The organism is Methanolobus tindarius DSM 2278 (assembly GCF_000504205.1).
Classification (GTDB): Archaea; Halobacteriota; Methanosarcinia; order Methanosarcinales; family Methanosarcinaceae; genus Methanolobus; species Methanolobus tindarius.
In genome coordinates, this window is record NZ_AZAJ01000001.1 from 2,277,639 (window position 1) to 2,296,740 (window position 19,102).

Here is a 19,102-nt window from a genome sequence, read left to right on the forward strand (position 1 = left end):
TTTAAAATAGATAAATTATTGCAGTTCTGCGTGTGAATCTTTCATAGCCAGCACTGGCTGGCTAAATGAAAGTTAAGAAGTAGAGTAGGTTACAGATATAATCTGTAACTTAAGGAATATAGTTATTGATAAGCAATAACTATAGTTTTTAGTTCTGGAGTACTATCTCAATGTTGATGTCCTTTGGTACCTGGATACGCATGAGCTGTCTGAGTGCGCGCTCATCTGCTGCAATGTCGATGAGTCTCTTGTGTACACGCATTTCCCAGTGGTCCCATGTAGCGGTTCCGTCACCACTTGGACTTTTACGGACAGGTACTACCATCTTTTTTGTAGGTAGTGGAACTGGTCCTGAGATACTTACACCTGTTCTGTCTGCAATAGCTTTTACCTGATCGCAAACACCATCAAGGTTTACAGGACTGATTCCTGATAATCTTATTCTTGCTTTCTGTGACATGTTGCTCTTCTCCTAAAAAAGGAAAATTTGAGTGTCTTACTTCTGTTTGACACTCATGCACATGCCAGCGGCAATGGTCATTCCCATATCACGGATAGCGAATCTACCGAGCTGTGGGATTTCCTTTACAGGCTCAATTACCATTGGTCTGGTTGGCTTGATGGTTACAATTGCTGCGTCACCGGCCTTGATGAATGCTGCATTCTCTTCCTTGACCTGACCTGTCTTAGGATCAAGTTTCTTGTCAATGGACATGAGAGTACATGCGGTCTGGGTGGTGTGGCAGTGGAATACTGGTGTGTATCCTGCTGTGATAGCGGATGGGTGCTGAAGGACAACAATCTGTCCTGTAAACTCGTCTGCTACTGATGGTGGGTTGTCAGATGGTCCACAGACATCTCCTCTGCGTACATCGTTCTTACCTACACCTCTTACGTTCCATCCGATGTTGTCACCAGGTACTGCTTCCGGAACTTCTTCGTGGTGCATTTCAATGGACTTAACTTCACCGGTTACGCCGCTTGGGTTGAATGTTACATTCTGTCCCTTCTTCATGACACCAGTTTCTACTCTACCTACTGGTACAGTTCCGATACCGGAAATGGTGTATGCATCCTGTACAGGGATTCTGAGTGGAAGCTTGTCTGGCTTTTCTGGTTCCTTAAGGTCGTTGAGGCAGTCAAGAAGTGAAGGACCAGTGTACCATGGTGTGTTTTCGCTTGACTTTGTGATGTTGTCACCCTCGAATGCGGATGTTGGTACGAATGGAATCTCTGATGCCTTGAATCCTACCATACCGAGAAGGTCACTTACATCTTTCTTCACCTGGTTGTATCTGTCCTCGCTGTATTCAGCTGCATCCATCTTGTTTACAGCAACGATAAGCTGGTTGATACCGAGTGTTCTTGAAAGGAAAACGTGTTCCTTTGTCTGAGCCATTACACCATCAGGTGCTGCTACTACAAGAACAGCTGCATCTGCCTGGGATGCACCGGTGATCATGTTCTTGACGAAGTCACGGTGACCTGGACAGTCTACTACTGTAAAGTAGTACTTGTCTGTGTCGAATCTCTTGTGGGAGATGTCGATGGTAACTCCTCTCTCACGCTCTTCCTTGAGTGAGTCCATTACCCATGCAAAAGCAAATGATTCTTTACCTTTTTCTTTTGCTTCAGCTCTGTATTTTTCGATAAGGTGAGCAGGTACTGCTCCTGTCTCGAACATCAATCTTCCGACAAATGTTGACTTGCCGTGGTCTACGTGACCGATAACTGCTAAGTTCATGTGTGGTTTCTCAGCTGCCATTTTAATTACTCCTTATTTAATGTTAGTTTCAATATGATTTGACCTAATTGTTGTTTCTACGTTTAAACCTTTCTGACGAAATAGGTATTTTGTAGCTATAGCTACAAAACACTTTACATACTAAGGTAGTCGGATGCCTGTGGAAGCTCCTTCTTAAGTCCCTTCCTTTCTCTGATGCCGCTTACTATTTCACCGGTAAGGTTTGCTGGAAGTGTGTCGAATCCTGCAAATTCTGTGCTCCACATTGCACGTCCTTCTGTTGCAGATCTGATGTCTCCTGCAAATCCAAAGAGTTCGGATACTGGTGCTCTGGACTCGATTATGGTCATGTCACCTTCGGATGTCATGTTGATAATGATTCCACGACGTCCCTGGATTTCCTTGGTTGCGCCACCCATGTTGTCCTGTGGTACCTGAATGAATACCTTCTGATATGGCTCAAGAAGTGTATCGTCAGCCATGAGCATTGCTGCCTGAATACCCTGTCTGGATGCCGGGATTACCTGTGCTGGTCCTCTGTGGACAGCATCTTCGTGCAACTTCGCATCAACGAGCTTGACCTTTACACCCATGCATGGTTCCTTTGAAAGAGGTCCTCCCTTCATGACTTCATGGAATCCTTCAAGGATAAGTTCCATGGTTTCATTAAGGTGCTGGATACCCTTTGTCATGTCTATGTAAACATTGCTCTCGAATATATCTACGATGCCCTTTGCCTGGTCTTTGTCAAGACCTGCTTCCATGAGCTTTTCTCTGCGCTCAACTTCAGGCATACGCATTGATATCTCGCCAGCTTTGATAAGGTCTCTGACGCCTTCCTCGAGTGGCTCGATCTCAACATAGAATCTGTTGTGTCTGTTTGGTGACTTTCCTTCTACAGGACCTGCACTGCCACGGATGGTTTCACGGTATACTACAATAGGTGGTGTGGTTGTAATCTCTACTCCCTTGTCACGCTCAATTCTGTGTGCGATGACTTCAAGGTGAAGTTCACCCATACCAGCCATCAAGTGTTCACCGGTTTCTTCGTCAAGTGTAATCTTAAGTGTTGGGTCTTCCTTTGCAACCTGTCTAAGCACATCGACAAGCTTTGGAAGATCCTTCATGTGCTTTGCTTCTACAGCGACTGTAACTACAGGCTCACTTGCGTGAGTGATACTCTCAAAAGGCTCCATGCCTTCCAGGGTTGTTACTGTTGAACCGACAATAGCATCTCTGAGTCCGGTTACAGCTGCAATGTTACCAGCAGGGATGTTCTCTACTTCAAGTCTCTTTGGACCCATGAAAACACCGACTTGCTGAATTCTGTTCTTTCTTGAAGTACCAGATACGAAAGCTTCCATTCCACGTGAAAGTGATCCGCTAAACAATCTTCCGGTTGCAACTTCACCTGCATGTGGATCCATGGTGATATCTGTTACCATGAAAGCAAGGTCTGCATTAGGGTCAGCATTGATCATTGACTTGTATATCTGGGATTCCTTGTCTCCATGCCAGATTGCGCCAATTCTTCCTTCCTGTGCCTGAAGTGGTGATGGAAGGAATCTGATTACCATGTCGTTCAGAACTTCATGGAGTGGACACTTGTCTGCAAGTTCCTTTATCTTTTCAGGATCATCAGCTTTGTTGTAATCATATATCTGCTGGAAACTGACACCTGTCTTCTGCATCATTGGTACGCTGATAGCCCAGTTGTACAGTGCTGAACCGAAAGCAACGGTACCTTCTGCTGCATCGACTCTCCATCCTGCCTTGTAACGCTCTTCGTTCATACCCTTGATGAGCTTGTTTACGTGGTCAATGAGTTTTCCGAGCCTGATCTGCATTTCCTGTCCGTCAACCTGAAGTTCGTTGATGAGACGGTCAACCTTGTTGATGAAAAGAACTGGCTTAACGTGTTCCTTGAGTGCCTGTCTGAGGACAGTTTCTGTCTGTGGCATTGTACCTTCTACAGCATCAATTACCACTACAGCACCGTCTACAGCACGCATTGCACGTGTAACGTCACCACCAAAGTCTACGTGACCTGGTGTATCGATAAGGTTGATGAGATATTCTTTGCCCTCGTACTCGTGGACCATTGAAACGTTTGCGGAATCAATTGTAATACCTCTTTCCTGCTCTTCCTCATCAGAGTCTGTCCAGCATGCGTTACCTGCAAGCTCTTTTGAGAGCATTCCTGCGCCTGCAAGAAGATTGTCTGATAAAGTTGTTTTACCGTGATCAATATGCGCAACAATACCAATGTTACGGATCATCTCTGGTTTTCCCATGAGCGCTGCCACACGGTCGACCATTTTATCTTTTGCCATATTAATTACCCTTAATTAAATTGTACAGCGTTAACGTGCTGCCTTTGCGACTCTTTCCTTCGCATCTTTCCTGTTGATTGAGAAGCATTTTGCATCACGGTTTGAAGCTGCAATAAGCTCTGATGCAAGGCATTCTGCTGCAGTTCTCTTTGATTTGAATGCTGCCTGGTTTGCACCCTTTGTGATGTATCTGAGTGCAGTGTCAACACGTCTCTGTGGAGCAGTGTCTACAGCTTTTGGTACAGATATTCCACCGTACTTAAGTCTTACAACTTCTTCTCTTGGGCCTGCATTAGAGATAGCCTCTACCAGTACCTGTACAGGGTTCTTCTGTGTTCTCTTGTTGATTATATCAAAAGCTTCAGAGACAATCATCATTGCTCTCTGTTTCTTTCCTGTGTTCTGTTCATTGCGCATGACATTGTTAACAAGTCTCTCAACAATGCAGATATCTGACTTGTTGAATTGCTGTCTTGCATGCTTACCATTTGTATGTGGGATGATTACAGGATCGAGATTTACGTACCTTCTGATTCCCTGGTCCGCAACCTCTACCTCGCTGAGATCCCATTTACTGAATAATTTATACATCTGGATTATCTCCTTGGTTTCTCTTTACGGCCAATGACCATCTCTCTTAAAGATACGTTGTTAACAGCTGTTACCTTAAAGCGCACACCAGGGATATCTCCCATTGCACCACCCATTCGGCCACCAATTCTTTCTACTGTAACTTCGTCGTGTTCGTCAATAAAGTTGATAGCTCCGTCTCCAGGGCAGAAAGCTGACACCTGACGACCATTCTTGATCAACTGTATTCTTACACATTTCCTGATTGCTGAGTTTGGCTGCTTAGCCTCTACACCCACTTTCTCCAGTACGATTCCTCTACCCTGAGGTGCACCACCAAGAGGGTCTGCTTTTACGTCAAGACCCAGTGTGCGCCTGTTGTAGCGAGGATCCTTCCACCTTGCATCCTTTCGCATGCGCTGAAGCGTGTGAGCTGCATATTTTCCATTTGGCATATTATATTCTCCAATTAATGTCTTTGATGAGTATGATATTATTCGAACGATCACTGCAATATTACGTCGTCTATGTCGTGATGTCTCTTTGCGACAAGTTTAACCTTTTCAATGTTTTTCCCATTGCGTCCTATGGCAAGACCCTTGTCCTTATTAGATACTTCTACATAAGCTAATCGCTTATTGTTTCTGCTTGTGATGTTCACTGATTTGACAGTTACCGGACTGAATGCATTTTTGATGAATACACCGGGTTCGTCCGAATATTCGACAAGATCTATCTGTTTATCCACTGTTTTCTTCATACGGTTGATATGGTCTCCCTTTCTCCCGATAGCAGCGCCCATGTCACCTGCTTTTATCACATATATTATCCTACCGTCATCGATTATACAATCTTTGACCGCCGCGCCGGTTAATTTTTCAAATAATGCGATGTATCGGATACCTTCAGTGGATAACTTGATCTCGCCCAAATATCGCAACTCCTTTAAGCGGCAGCCAGAATATCAGACTCACCGCTGTCAATGATTGCCATTGCAGCGATAAGGAATGGTTTTCCGCATGCAGGACCAAGTTCTGTTCCTGTGCCTGGGTAGTTGAGTATCGGTACGTTTGTGCTTTCAATCTTGGCTCTTACGTCGGCAGGACAGTTTGCAGCGAGTACTACCATTTTTGCATTTTCGCTAACAGCAGCATCGATGGTCCTGTTTGACCCAATGATCACCTTTCCGGTTCTGATCACTTTGATAAGTGCTTTGTCAATGTTAATATCCATTTTATATCAACTCATTTATATCGTCAGTTTGAGATTTGTATTAATAAGTGATTCCGTATATTTACTTTCTGGTTGTTCTTTATATACTTCTATATAATGAAGCATTATTTTGTAATTAGGTGCACATCTCCGGTTCCAAGCTTAATAGGCTGTCCTACAATGATGTTCTCAGTAACCCCATTAAGCTCATCGCGGTCTCCGCGCATTCCTGCATCTAGCAGGTGGTTCACAGTAACTTCGAATGCTGCACGGGCGAACACACTGGCTTTCTCTCCGGAAATACCGTGTCTTCCAATCTGTTTTACTTCTCCGTCACAGCACATAATGTCAGATACAAGCATTATGTGTCTTATATCAACAGTAAGACCCTGTTCTGAAAGTGTGTTGGTAGCTTCGGTGATGATTGAGTTCCTTGCAGCTTCAATTCCAAATACTTCATAGATCTCTCCAATATTATTGGTGGATGTCCTTGTAACATCAACACCTTCAATCTGAAGAACGTTCTTAAGCTGTGAACCTTCTGTATAAAGAGTGTATTCTTCACCATCTTTTCTGATAACTACTCTCTTGATACCTTCAATTCCTTTCAGGGTAATTGTGTGTATGTTCTTTGCAAGCTGGAGCAGTTCACGGTAAGACGGTGCATTAGGTGTGACAATAATCTGGTTTGCAACACTGTCAGATACATTCACCATCACATCCAGTTCTTCACGAAGCTTGTCTGCAATTTCATCTGGAGTAAGTGCTCTGTGAACCAGTGTTTTCTCATGCAGGTCTATAATCAGGTGCATGTTTGCAAGGTCAGTTGTGATATCTGCAAGATGTTCGATATGAGTTGCTTCAATCTCCCATGCAAGCATACGTGCCTTGTCTCTGTCCTGGGCATATTCCTCTTCCAGTGCGATTGTCATCATTGGCGTGCTTGGTGTCTTTCTTGCATCTACAATCTCGATAAGACGTGGCAGACCAAGTGTAACGTTAATTTCAGCGACACCCGCATAGTGGAAAGTACGCATGGTCATCTGGGTACCCGGTTCACCAATGGACTGTGCTGAAACCACACCTACTGCCTCACAGGGTTCTACACATGCATAATCGTAGCTTTTCATAACCTGCTCTATGATATCTTCGAGCTCTTTCTTTGTAACTCCGACTCTCATCACGTCATCTTTTAAGGTTTTCATGATGTTTTTTGGCAGGTTAAGCCCTGCAATCATTGCATCAATAGTAGCTTCACTGATCGTCATTTAGTTCACCTCCTTTCCGGTGACTCTCCTGACGATACGATGGATCGCTTCAGGTTTACTATAGTCACTCTTTGTGGAGTCAATTCCATCCTCTCCATACTTGAACTGGACAATGACACCACGTGTTTCTCTAACAGAACCGTCATACTGGACTTCAAGATCCTGCAATGCGTTAACAAGTCTCCTCTGCAGGTAACCTGACTGGGATGTACGGACCGCAGTATCTACAAGACCTTCACGACCACCGATTGCGTGGAAGAAATATTCAGTTGGATTCAGTCCGCTCTTGTAACTTGCCTTAACGAATCCGTGAGCATCTGCACCAAGGTCACCCTTATCAAAGTGTGGAAGTGTCCTTCCTGCATAACCTCTTCTTATCCTTTCACCACGAACCGCCTGTTGTCCGACACAGGCAGCCATCTGGGTAAGGTTGAGCATTGAACCTCTTGCACCTGACTTTGCCATGAGCACCGCAGAGTTCTCAAGACCGAGCTGCTTACCGGCAATGTTACCGGTCTGGTCACGGGCCTTACCGAGTTCCTGCATGATCTTCATTTCAATGGTTTCATCGAGTGTACGTCCTGGCAATGGTTCAAGTTCCTTTGCTTCGTATGCTTCGATGAGTTTTGAAACTCTCTCTTCAGCTTCATTCAGGAGGTTTCCTATCTGGATCTTCGCAGTAGGTGGAATATCTTCATCACTGATACCGAAACTTAGACCTGTTTTCATCACACCACGGATAGCAAGCCTGGTAAAGTCGTCTACGAACTTAGCTCCTGCTTCTGAGCTGTATTCCTTTACAACCTTGTCAAGAATCTTACCTTTGAATGCACCAATGGATTGTTCGTCAATTGTACCCTGAAGCATCTCTCCATCTTCAATGACAACATATGCATTGTATTCGCAGTCTCTCTTCTTGCAGGTCTCACACTTAAAGCAAGCCTGTGCAGGGAACTCAAGGTAAAGTCCCTTTGGAAGAATCTGACTGAAAATCTGTTTACCGTTCCACAGTGGTTCTCCGTTAGCAGAGTAACTTGCAGGTTCCGGTAGATCCCTAATATCAGATTTCCTCAGAAGTTCAAGAGCCGCGTTCTTTGTGATTGCATTCTCATTCCTTGTAAGCAGGAACAGACCTGAGATGTGGTCGTGTATACCGCCAATGATAGGTCCTCCGAAACGCGGGGAAAGAATGTTCTCCTGTACCTGCATAAGGATGCTGGCTTCTGCTCTTGACTCTTCAGTCTGCAGAACGTGCATGTTCATTTCGTCACCGTCAAAGTCAGCGTTGTATGGTGCACATACTGCCGGGTTAAGTCTGAAAGTCTTGAATGGAAGTACCTTGACCCTGTGAGCCATGATACTCATCTTGTGAAGTGAAGGCTGTCTGTTAAAGAGGACAATATCGCCGTCCATGAGCTGTCTTTCAACAGTCCATCCGACTTCTATCTTCTCGGCAAGTTCTTCCTTATTAATTTCGGAGACTCTGATACGTCTTCCGTCATCACGAATTGCATAGTTTGCGCCAGGGTGAACTTCACTGCCACGCTGTACGTACATGCGGAGAAGCTCAATGTTTCTTGTTGTGACCTTTTCAGGAATTGTCATCTGCATGGCAATTGCAAAAGGTACACCGACTTCATTGATACTCAGGTTTGGATCAGGTGAAACAACAGTACGTGCTGAGAAGTTCACACGCTTACCGGACAAACTTCCTCTGAAACGTCCTTCCTTACCCTTAAGACGCTGTGTAAGTGTCTTGAGAGGTCTTCCCGATCTGTGTCTTGCAGGAGGCACACCTGATACTTCATTATCAAAGAATGTTGTAACATGGTACTGGAGCAATTCCCACAGGTCTTCTATAATAAGCTGTGGAGCACCAGCGTCCCTGTTCTCCTGGAATCTCTGGTTAATCCTGATAATATCTACAAGCTTGTGGGTCAGGTCATCTTCACTGCGCTGCCCGGATTCGAGTGTAATTGAAGGTCTTACAGTTACCGGTGGTACCGGAAGTACAGTAAGGATCATCCATTCAGGCCTTGCACTTGAGGGGTCCATTCCAAGAACTTTTACATCCTCATCAGGGATGTTCTCAAAGCGGTCACGGATTTCAGTTGGAGTGAGTTTGTGGCCGTCTTCTATGTAGTCGCTTGGCTTTTCAAATTTGATTTCAAGCTGTTCGGTTGAACAGTAAGGGCAGGTCTTTGACTTGCGGGCTTCCTTGAAAACTTCATTGATGATATTATCCGGGAGATGTCCCATTTCCTTGCATGTGTTTAACTGGTCAAGGAACTCTTGTTTCTTACTTGCATCAAGGAGCAGCCTGCTACAACTGCGGCAGACAGAACGCAGTGTCTTGCGTATTGTCTTGTTAAAACCAACGTGAATTACCGGAGCAACAAGGTCAATGTGTCCGAAGTGTCCTGGACATTCTCCCGCACGGCTGCCACAGGTCTTACATTTAAGACCCGGATCGATAACTCCAAGTCGAAGGTCCATAAGACCCATGTCAATTGGGTAACCGTCGTCGTCATATGTGTCCGCTGTGATAATTGCTGTTACACTCATCTTCCTTACTTCTTTAGGAGAGAGTAGACCAAATTTAATTGCTCCAACCCTTTTTGGAATAGATGGAATATCATTGTTCACTTTAAATCACCCTTTATACAGCATCCTCAAGTTGCAGTCTTGGAGCCACACCAAGGGATTTGATTTCGTCAAGCAGCAGTTTGAATGCGTAACTCATCTCTACAGGGTGGATGTCAGTCTCAGCACCACAGTTGGCGCAGTACCTGATATTTCTCTTCCTGTCAAAGGTTGCGATCATCCCGCAGTGTCCGCATACAAGTTCTACTACCTTGTCAGACTCATCGAGCAGTCTTTCTTTCAGTGTCATTGCAGCACCGTGGCCGATAAGCACATCACGCTCCATTTCACCGAAACGCAGACCTCCTTCACGGGCACGACCTTCAGTTGGCTGCCTTGTAAGCACCTGTACAGGTCCTCTTGACCTTGCGTGCATCTTTGATGCTACCATGTGGTGCAGTTTCTGGTAAAGGATAACTCCTACAAACACATCTGCCTGGATCTTCTTTCCGGTAACTCCGTCGAAGAATACTTCCTTTCCTGTGTGTGCGAATCCGTGGGTCTTAAGAGCTGCACGGAGGTCGTCTTCGTTCTCTCCGGAGAATGCAGTTGCATTTACTCTTCTTCCTTCCATGGATCCGACCTTACCACCAATCATCTCAAGCACGTGACCTACAGTCATACGTGAAGGAATTGCGTGTGGGTTGATTACGAGGTCAGGTACCATTCCTTTCTCTGTGAACGGCATGTCCGCAAATGGTACTATAAGTCCTATAACTCCCTTCTGACCGTGCCTTGATGCAAACTTGTCACCGATTTCAGGAATTCTCTGGTCTCTTATCTTGACCTTTGCAAGACGTGTTCCGTTTATGGATTCTGTAAGAATAACTGTATCAACGACTCCTTTCTCGTTGGAACGCATTGTGATTGCACTCTCTCTGCGTTGCTCAACAGTGATGCCGAAGTCGGACTGTTCCTCAAGGAAACGTGGTGGACTTGTCTTTCCGATAAGTACGTCGTTTGGACCTACTCTTGTTTCAGGGTTTACAAGACCGTCAATGTCAAGGTTTGCGTATGCTTCAGGGCTACGTGCACCTCTGAATTCGGAGTCCGGAATCTCGAATTTGTCTTCCTGTCCACCGGGGTAACGTCTTTCTTCGCCCTCAAAGGTTCTGAGGAAGTGACTTCTTCCAAGTCCTCTCTCAATTGATCCCTTGTTGAAAACCAGTGCATCTTCAATATTGTGTCCTTCGTAGGACATGACAGCTACAACGAAGTTCTGACCGGCTGGCCTGTCATCGAAGTGAATTGCTTCACAGGTCTGTGTCCTGACCATTGCACGCTGTGGATAATGTAAAAGGTGTGCACGGGTGTCAGGTCTGAGCTTAGTGTTGGATGTTGAAACGCCGATACACTGCTTGACCATTGCTGCGCCCATTGTGTTACGAGGGGATGCATTGTGTTCAGGATAAGGTACCATTCCGGTACAAATACCAAGCATAAGTCCCGGGTTGATTTCAAGGTGGGTGTGGTTCTCTGTGATATGGTCCTTGTACAGTGCAATAAATGCATTCTCTTCTTCTTCAGAGTCAAGGTACTCTATCTTTCCCGCCTTTGTCATTTCCGAATATCCCATCTTGCCTTCTGCAAGGAGTTCAATCTCCTCATCAGATACAAGTGATTCTCCGTTCTTTACAATGATCAGCGGTCTTCTTGCACGACCCATGTCAGTGTTGATCAGCACCTCATGAATGTCTTCATAATATGTTACATTGATCTGTTCTGACATCATTCCTGTTCTGCGCTGCTCTCTGATATTTTCAACCAGTTCAGCAGGGTCTGTGTGGGTTCCTACGAGTTCTCCGTTAAGGAAAACTTTAGCTTCATTCATCGAGAAGTCCTCCCATGTCATCTAATGATTCTGAATAGTTCGTGTACCCGATTGGTTCTGGCTTTTCTTCTTCTGATGGCACTGTGGCTTTCACTTCTATGTCTTCCATATAGTCATCAAGTTCTTCATCATACTCTGGAAGTGCTTTAAGGGATGAATTAAGAACTGTTTTCACAACTCCAAGATCGTAAAGAATGTTCTTTATTTTCTTCTCTTCTTCGGTGCCTGTGGAAAGCTCTACCATTTGTGCAAAGTTCTTCACAAGACCACAGTTAGGACCTTCAGGAGTCTCTGATGGACAAAGTCTGCCCCACTGTGTCGGGTGCAGGTCACGAGCCTCAAAGTGCGGCTGTGCCCTTGAAAGCGGGGAAATTACACGTCTGAGGTGAGAAAGGGTTGAGATGTAATCTGTCCTGTCAAGCAGCTGTGATACGCCGGTTCTTCCGCCTACCCAGTTACCTGTTGCAAGTGGGTGCTGAAGTCTGTCTGTAAGTACGTCTGCTCTTACAAGTGTGATAACATTAAGCTCACGGTTTCTCATGTTTGCTCTTTCAAGCTGGTATTTTATGTCTCTTGAGAGCCTGTTGAATGCGACCCTGAACAGATCTTCCATAAGGTCACCAGTAAGCTTCAACCTCTTGTTTGAGTAATGGTCCTTGTCATCCGGATTCCTTCTTCCAAGTGCCAGCTCAAAACATGATTCAGCCATTCTTCCAAGGAAGTTTGCCTTTGCTGCCCTGTCATGTGGCTCATTTCCAAGGTGTGGTAAAAGGTATCTGTCAATCACGTAGTTTGCACGCTTGATCTGGTAGTCTCTTGCCTGTCCTGATGCAACTCTTGAACCGATCTTCTCCATTGCATCTTCAATGTTGTCAACCTCTGCTTCTTCAAGGTTCTCGAACATGAACTTCATAATTTCAGGATCTGTAGATACTGCCTTTACAAGTTCCTCGTCAGTCTCCACACCGAGTGCTCTCATAAGTGTGATAAAGTTAAGACGACCTGAAATGGATGGGAATGAGACTTCAAGAAGTGATTTTCTACCTCTCTCTACAACTACGAGTGCCCTGTATCCTCTTCTCTGTGAGAATACCTTTGATACCTCAATGGTGTCTCCGTATCTCTCTCCGAATTCAGTGAGGATCTTGTTAGGAGCAAGGTCTTCAAGTGTCATGACCACACGCTCGGTACCGTTGATAATGAAATATCCTCCCGGGTCGAGTGGATCTTCTCCGTATTTTACCATCTCGTCCTCAGCAATCTCTGTGAGGTTACAGATATTGGATTTGATCATGACTGGAAGCTGTCCTATCTTTGCTTCCTGTGGTTCTTTCTCTTCATCGTTCTCTACAACACTCATCTGAAGGTAGAGTGGTGCGGAATAAGAAAGGTTTCTAAGCCTTGCTTCGTTTGGATAGAGGTTTTCAATAGCTCCGTCCGCTTCCTTGACAACGGGGTTCTCAACGCGGATATTGCCCAGTTTGATGTATGTGTCTTCAAGGTCTGTTTCGATGATCTTCTGTTCATCGATGATCTTTTGAAGACCTGTCTCCAGAAACTTGTTATAGGAATCTATGTGATGCTGTACGATCTTATCTTTCGTGAAAAACGAACGTGGGATCTGTCCTTTGGTTAACGCTATGATAGCACCTTCTTTATGTGATTATTGTGTTTATTGCAAAAAAGCCCTGTCTGAATAATGTGAATATCGCGTTTAAGCGATGACTAGTCGGTAGTAGAATGCTTCGCCGGCGGTCTGACTGTTGCGTGTAATCTTAACGACATCTCCAACCTGTGCCCCAATTTCCTGAATAACGGGATCAACAACCTTTATCTTAGGTAATTGTTCCTTCTCAATGGCATATTGCTTTAAAACAGATTTAAGTTCATCTTCCAACATTATCTCATGTTTAGGGATCAACTGATGGTCGAGCAGGCTAAATTTTCTCAATATATTACTCCTCCCTCAAAAATGTGAACGTGAACACTCTTGTGCAAAGTGATGGCGGGCTCGTAGGGATTTGAACCCTAGGCCGTCTGGTTAAAAGCCAGACGCTCTGCCTGACTGAGCTACGAGCCCAATGTGTTGGGTGGATTTGCTGAGGCTGCTTCACGTTCATCGACTTCGGTGTAGCGGGTGATAAAAGCACTTTTAGTATATATACTTATCGTATGCCCGCAGTGTGTTCGAACTTCCATTAATTCCAATGACCTACTATTACTTATATTTTATTTATTAAATTGTCCTTAATTTAATCAAAAACAGAATGTTTATATTCTATTATTCTCTGTTTTTACAAAGTAGCCTACTAATGTGGTTAATTTCTCCCTCTCTACAGGCCACTCCTGATATATTGGTACTTTATAGTACTTAATATAGCAACAATAAAACCATACCTTCGGTTAGCACTCTGTTATGGTACTGTTTTTGTGAAATGAAACTGGGACTAAAAATAAAAAAAGTAACTGGCAGGTTATGTTCCGGTCTCCCAGCCTGCCATGTACGCTTCCTGTTCATCGGAAAGCTTGTCAATACTTATGCCCATTGACATGAGTTTCATTTCAGCAACACCAATATCAAGCTCATGAGGTACAGCGTGCACTCCGTCAGAAAGCTTGTTCTCTGCAATATATCTGACACAGAGTGCCTGGTTTGCAAAGCTCATATCCATAACTTCTGCAGGGTGGCCGTCTCCAGCTGCAAGATTTACAAGTCTTCCGTCAGCAAGTACGTATACACGTTTCTCACCAATCTTATATTCCTTAATATTGTTTCTTACAGTCCTAACAGAACCTGCCATTGCCTTAAGGTCTTCCAGATTAATCTCAACATTAAAGTGACCTGCATTTGCAAGAATTGCACCGTCGTTTATAACCTCAAAGTCCTCTTTCTTCAGGATATCCCTGTTGCCTGTAGTTGTAAGGAATATATCTCCGATCTTTGCAGCCTCTTTCATAGGCATGACACTGTTACCATCCATACGTGCTTCAAGTGCTCTTATCGGGTCTATTTCGGTTACAATTACGTTTGCTCCAAGACCCTTTGCTCGCATTGCAGCACCTTTTCCACACCATCCATATCCGCCAATAACAACATTCTTTCCTGCTACAAGGAGGTTTGTTGTTCTCATGATACCGTCCCATGAGGACTGTCCGGTTCCATATCTGTTGTCAAAGAGGAACTTTGTCATAGCATCATTTACTGCAATAACCGGCATCTTAAGAGCGCCATCACGTTCCATTGCTTTGAGTCTGTGAATACCTGTTGTAGTTTCCTCACAGCCACCAAGAATCTCAGGCAGAAGGTCTGTGCGTTCTGTATGAAGCTTGAAAATAAGGTCAGCACCATCATCAATTGTGATGTCAGGTTTAAAGTCAAGAACCTTGTCAATAGCTTCGTAGTATTCCTCATTGCAGCAGTCATACTTTGCAAAACACTGGATGTTGTCTTTGTTGTGTAAAGCCATTGAAACATCATCCTGTGTGCTCAGAGGATTGCATCCTGTAATTGCGACTTCAGCTCCGCCAATTGCAAGTGTTTCTACAAGTGCTGCTGTCTTAGCCTCAACGTGAAGTGCCATTGCAACTTTGTGACCTGCAAGAGGTTTTTCCTTTGCGAACTGTTCCCTGATGATATTGAGAACAGGCATGTGATTAAGAACCCAGTCAATTTTCATGTTTCCGGATTCTAACATTTCAGTATCATTCATCATTTATCTCCAATTTTGAAATAACAGATAATAATATTCTTCAGATTATTATGCATCTAATATAAGTATAAGCCTGAATCCTTAATTTCCAATTCTATCAAGGAGGTCTTTTGAAGCTTTGATGGCAGTGTCAATGACTTCCTGCTCATCCATAGAGAGTACTTTTCCATCTTCCATGAGTACTTTCCCGTCAACAATGGTGGTGCTGACATCCTTGCCGTTTGCAGCATACACAAGATGTGAAGCAACATCGTATACGGGTGCAAGATGAGCTTTATTCATATCAACAATTATCATATCAGCGTTGTAGCCTTCTTTCAGCATTCCACTGTTGATTCCAAGAGCTTTTGCACCGTTGATGGTTGCCATTTCAAGAACCTTGCGTGCAGGAAGTGCAGTTGGATCCATGGTGCTGACCTTTTGCAAAAGAGCTGCAGATCTCATTTCCTCGAACATGTCAAGGTTGTTGTTGGAAGCACATCCATCTGTTCCAAGACATACATTTGCTCCAGCATCAATGAGTTTTGCAACAGGGCATATGCCGGAAGCAAGTTTCATATTACTGTTAGGATTGTGTGAAATGTTCACACCATATTCTGCAAGTATCTTTATGTCGCCGTCAGAGAGCCAGACACAATGTGCAGCAAGCACGTCAGTTCCCCAGAAATCGATTCCCTTGAGGAAATGAATGGAACACATGCCGAAGTTCTCTTTCATATAGTTAAGCTCGGCTTCAGTCTCAAGCACATGGATGTGTTGTTTTACACCATCTTTTACAGCCTGCTCTTTTACTCTGATAAGGAAATCCCTTGAACAGGTGTTAGGTGCATGTGGGCCGTACATTGTGCTTATCCTGCCACCGGCTTTCCCATTCCACTCTTTAACAAAAGCCCTGCCAACTTCAAGTTCTTTGTCAGCTTTTTCCTTATCTCCAAAATCAATCATCCCGTAGGAAAGTGCTGCACGGATACCGGCTTCATCTACAGCCTGAGCAACTCTGTTCTCGTGGATGTACATATCTGCAAAAGCGATAGTTCCGGAACGTATCATCTCAAGACATGCCAGTTTTGTGCCTGCATAGATATCATCGTCAGTAAGTTTTGCCTCGGCAGGCCATATGTGATTTTCAAGCCAGTCCTGAAGCTGCATATCATCAGCGTAGCCTCTGAATATTGTCATTCCTGCATGGCAATGAGTGTTAACAAGTCCTGGCATAAGGACCGAGCCCTTTGCATCGATAACTTTTTCAGCAGTACATTCTGTGGAAGTCCCGACTTCCTTTATTTTACCGTCCTCTACAACAACGATCCCGTTCTCAATGTCGCCTGCTTCCGGGTCCATTGAGAGGATATAAGCATTCTTTATGATAAGATCCGCCATTATCTCTCTCCTGATGTCTCTTCTTTTAGCTCTTCCAGATATTTGCGCATAATTGCCAGTCTCTGTTCTGCAATATCTTTAGCTGTTTGTGTATTAAGTCTTTCAGGTATTTTAAAAGGTTTTCTTTCCATGTAATCACAGAATCCATCGAATGGATCTTCAGTGTAAGCATTCATGGAAGTTTCCTTTACAGTTCCGATGGTCTCTTTCAAAGCCCTCAAAGCTCCCATTGAAACAAGTGACCTGAAAATTCCAACCGCACCCAGTGCATCGATCCTGTCAGCATCCTGAAGAATCTGAGCCTCGATGGTCTTTGCCTTCATTCCACGGCTGAAACGATGGGTCAGTATACATGATGTCACGTGGTCGATGAGCTTAGCTTCAGCACCATTTTCTGAAAGGAAATCCCTGGCAATCTCAGCACTGTATTCAGCATGGTTTCCTCCTTCTTTGTGTTCTCTCACGATTCCCACATCATGAAGAAGTGCTGCAAGGCGGATAACCTGTAAGTCTCCTCCTTCCTTTTCCTGGATTCTCATGCAGGTATTTTCAACCCTTTCAATGTGTGACATATCGTGGGTGCTGGGTTCATTTTCCAGTACCTGAGAAACAAAATCCCTTGTATTCTCTATCAGACACATGTAAGACCTTTCTCCTCTGCTTTGTTCTTCAGGTTCTCCTGCATGGTGTAAAGGGCATCGGAAATGGTAACATCGTTGTTGAATGAATCAACGATTTCCTGAAGGGAATCCCTGTTCTGAGTTTTCATGTCTTTTGTGAACTGAATCATATTCTTAAGAGCTCTGGTAACATTATCTACTATGGTAATGTTAGCTGTCAGTGCAGTTCTTGAAAGTGGGTTCAGGTCAATGGTGATGACAGTCTTGCCCATTTCAACAAGTTTCTGGCACCTGTCTCCGTCTTCAAGAGGCACCAGCACAACATCCGCACTGAATATACCTTCCTCATCTACAATAGCCCTGTCATGGGAAAGGTCAAGTCTTTTGTCTCCTTTCCCTCCAAGGACAACGCCAGATCCATGTGCTTTCAGGTGGTCTATTATCTTGTGCACCCTGGCATCACTTCTATGGAAAAGATTCACTTCAAGTCTTGCTCCGGTGACATCTGCAAGGGCTGCCATGAGATCGGGCACAAGTGCAGCAGTATTGCCATTTACAGATATTATGGCATTATCTGCAAGAAGAATATTAGCAACCGCTGCCCTTTCGGCAATGGCTGCTGATTTTGTTGTCTTTTCCCCTATCATATAATCGAAAGCTTCCCCGCGTCCCTGGGCTACCAGTCCCTGCTTGCTGGTGATACCGATGTTTACGCCTTCAACTATTCTTTCCCTGGTAATAAGGGACTCATACCGGGGGTGATCTTTAGGGATGTCTGTCATTCAGTCCGTTTTCTCCTTATGATTTTATTTTACTTTTCTATTTTCAGTTACTTGCATCCAGTATAATTCCCTGGTCAGTTGGAACAAGCATTGTTTGTATATCCTGCCCCTGCAACATCTGTATGTACTTATAGTTGATTAGGTCAGGGTTCTTTGCAAGCTGTTCGTTGATTATTCTGAGTGCTTCGGCTTCACCATAAGCCTGTGCAATAGTTGAATTTGCAATACCGTTTGCTTCAATGATCTTCCTTTCAGCTTCAAGTTGTTCTTTCTGCTTTACGAATATCATTCTCTGAGCTTCCTGGTCTGCCTGGAGTTTTGCTTCAATCGCCTCGGCAACTTTTGTAGGGAGAACAACGTTTCTGACAAGAACTTCTTCTACAATTATACCATCGCTATCAAGTGCAGCTGCTATGTTACTAAGCATTTCTCCTGCCACAAGCTCTCTTTCCTCACCATAAACCTGCAGGGCTGTTTTGCTGGAAACAACTTCACGTATAGAGGACCTTATTGTAGGTCTTATAATCTTTTCAGCATAGTTAGTTCCAAGAGTCTGGTGGACTGTGCTTACACTATCCGGAACAAGTCTGTATCTTACAGTAATGTCAAGTCCAAGCGTAAGTCCTTCTGTGGTGAGTGCTTTGATCTGATCATCTCCTACAACTTCTCCTTCATTGACCACGCCACTCATGGTGTATGTTTCACTTCTCACAGAGTACTTTGTAACGCTGACCCATGGGGGAACAATGTGTAATCCTTCGCCGAGTTCATCTTCTTCCACACCGCCAAACTGGTTGAACTTTACACCAACCTCTCCGGCTCCGACAGATACAAAAATAGAACCAAACAGTATCGAAAATACAATCAATATAACAAATATAACTACTATTCCGCGTCCTATCTTGCCAATAATAGGAGCTATTTCGCCTATTGGGAATTCCGGCACCTTTTTAGGTGGTTCGGGTTCCCATTCGCCTTCAACAACCATATAAACCTCTCCAATAAATAA

The 19,102-nt window shown here is 44.3% G+C and carries 17 protein-coding genes and 1 tRNA gene; all 18 read right to left on the bottom strand.

The annotated features are described in order from the left end of the window. Positions 1–148: 148 nt before the first annotated feature. Positions 149–460 (bottom strand): 30S ribosomal protein S10, encoded by a 312-nt coding sequence (gene rpsJ, locus METTI_RS10985; protein WP_015052947.1) that lies wholly within the window; start codon positions 458–460, stop codon positions 149–151. A 36-nt stretch (positions 461–496) separates the two neighbouring features. Beyond that, positions 497–1,765: a translation elongation factor EF-1 subunit alpha gene (gene tuf / locus METTI_RS10990; RefSeq protein ID WP_023845895.1), complete on the bottom strand. Its 1,269-nt coding sequence runs from the start codon at positions 1,763–1,765 to the stop codon at positions 497–499. A 113-nt stretch (positions 1,766–1,878) separates the two neighbouring features. Next, a complete protein-coding gene (locus tag METTI_RS10995; RefSeq protein WP_023845896.1) occupies positions 1,879–4,077 on the bottom strand; it encodes an elongation factor EF-2 in 2,199 nt (732 codons plus the stop codon). Between the two features lie 30 nt (positions 4,078–4,107). Continuing rightward, a complete protein-coding gene (locus METTI_RS11000; protein WP_084324009.1) occupies positions 4,108–4,677 on the bottom strand; it encodes a 30S ribosomal protein S7 in 570 nt (189 codons plus the stop codon). Next, entirely contained in the window at positions 4,674–5,102 is a 429-nt protein-coding gene (locus tag METTI_RS11005) for a 30S ribosomal protein S12 (protein ID WP_023845898.1), read from the bottom strand. The genes METTI_RS11000 and METTI_RS11005 overlap by 4 nt, the downstream gene beginning before the upstream one ends. 50 nt (positions 5,103–5,152) lie before the next feature. Further along, entirely contained in the window at positions 5,153–5,578 is a 426-nt protein-coding gene (locus tag METTI_RS11010) for a NusA-like transcription termination signal-binding factor (RefSeq protein WP_023845899.1), read from the bottom strand. A 14-nt stretch (positions 5,579–5,592) separates the two neighbouring features. Continuing rightward, positions 5,593–5,880, bottom strand: coding sequence for a 50S ribosomal protein L30e (locus tag METTI_RS11015; protein ID WP_023845900.1), 288 nt, complete (start codon positions 5,878–5,880; stop codon positions 5,593–5,595). A 104-nt stretch (positions 5,881–5,984) separates the two neighbouring features. After that, on the bottom strand, positions 5,985–7,127 hold the full coding sequence (rpoA2, locus tag METTI_RS11020; RefSeq protein WP_023845901.1) for a DNA-directed RNA polymerase subunit A'': 1,143 nt from the start codon (positions 7,125–7,127) through the stop codon (positions 5,985–5,987). Further along, entirely contained in the window at positions 7,128–9,773 is a 2,646-nt protein-coding gene (locus tag METTI_RS11025) for a DNA-directed RNA polymerase subunit A' (protein ID WP_023845902.1), read from the bottom strand. It abuts the gene before it with no gap. Between the two features lie 13 nt (positions 9,774–9,786). Then, positions 9,787–11,601 carry a DNA-directed RNA polymerase subunit B gene (gene rpoB, locus METTI_RS11030; RefSeq protein ID WP_023845903.1) on the bottom strand — a complete coding sequence of 605 codons (1,815 nt, stop codon included), beginning with the start codon at positions 11,599–11,601 and terminating at the stop codon, positions 9,787–9,789. Continuing rightward, positions 11,594–13,222 (bottom strand): DNA-directed RNA polymerase subunit B'', encoded by a 1,629-nt coding sequence (locus tag METTI_RS11035; protein ID WP_084324010.1) that lies wholly within the window; start codon positions 13,220–13,222, stop codon positions 11,594–11,596. Before METTI_RS11035 ends, rpoB begins: the two co-directional genes overlap by 8 nt. 93 nt (positions 13,223–13,315) lie before the next feature. Then, positions 13,316–13,552, bottom strand: coding sequence for a DNA-directed RNA polymerase subunit H (locus METTI_RS11040; RefSeq protein ID WP_023845905.1), 237 nt, complete (start codon positions 13,550–13,552; stop codon positions 13,316–13,318). A 52-nt stretch (positions 13,553–13,604) separates the two neighbouring features. Beyond that, positions 13,605–13,681, bottom strand: a tRNA-Lys gene (locus tag METTI_RS11045). 394 nt (positions 13,682–14,075) lie between these two features. Continuing rightward, positions 14,076–15,311, bottom strand: coding sequence for an adenosylhomocysteinase (locus tag METTI_RS11050; protein ID WP_023845906.1), 1,236 nt, complete (start codon positions 15,309–15,311; stop codon positions 14,076–14,078). 81 nt (positions 15,312–15,392) lie between these two features. Continuing rightward, complete coding sequence (locus METTI_RS11055; protein WP_023845907.1) at positions 15,393–16,691, bottom strand: amidohydrolase family protein; 1,299 nt, start codon at positions 16,689–16,691, stop codon at positions 15,393–15,395. Then, complete coding sequence (locus tag METTI_RS11060; protein ID WP_023845908.1) at positions 16,691–17,332, bottom strand: HD domain-containing protein; 642 nt, start codon at positions 17,330–17,332, stop codon at positions 16,691–16,693. Before METTI_RS11060 ends, METTI_RS11055 begins: the two co-directional genes overlap by 1 nt. Next, positions 17,323–18,093 (bottom strand): 4-phosphopantoate--beta-alanine ligase, encoded by a 771-nt coding sequence (locus tag METTI_RS11065; protein ID WP_023845909.1) that lies wholly within the window; start codon positions 18,091–18,093, stop codon positions 17,323–17,325. Before METTI_RS11065 ends, METTI_RS11060 begins: the two co-directional genes overlap by 10 nt. 43 nt (positions 18,094–18,136) lie before the next feature. After that, the gene (locus tag METTI_RS11070; protein WP_023845910.1) at positions 18,137–19,081 is read right to left on the bottom strand and encodes a prohibitin family protein; all 945 of its coding nucleotides are present in this window, start codon (positions 19,079–19,081) and stop codon (positions 18,137–18,139) included. Positions 19,082–19,102: the final 21 nt, after the last annotated feature.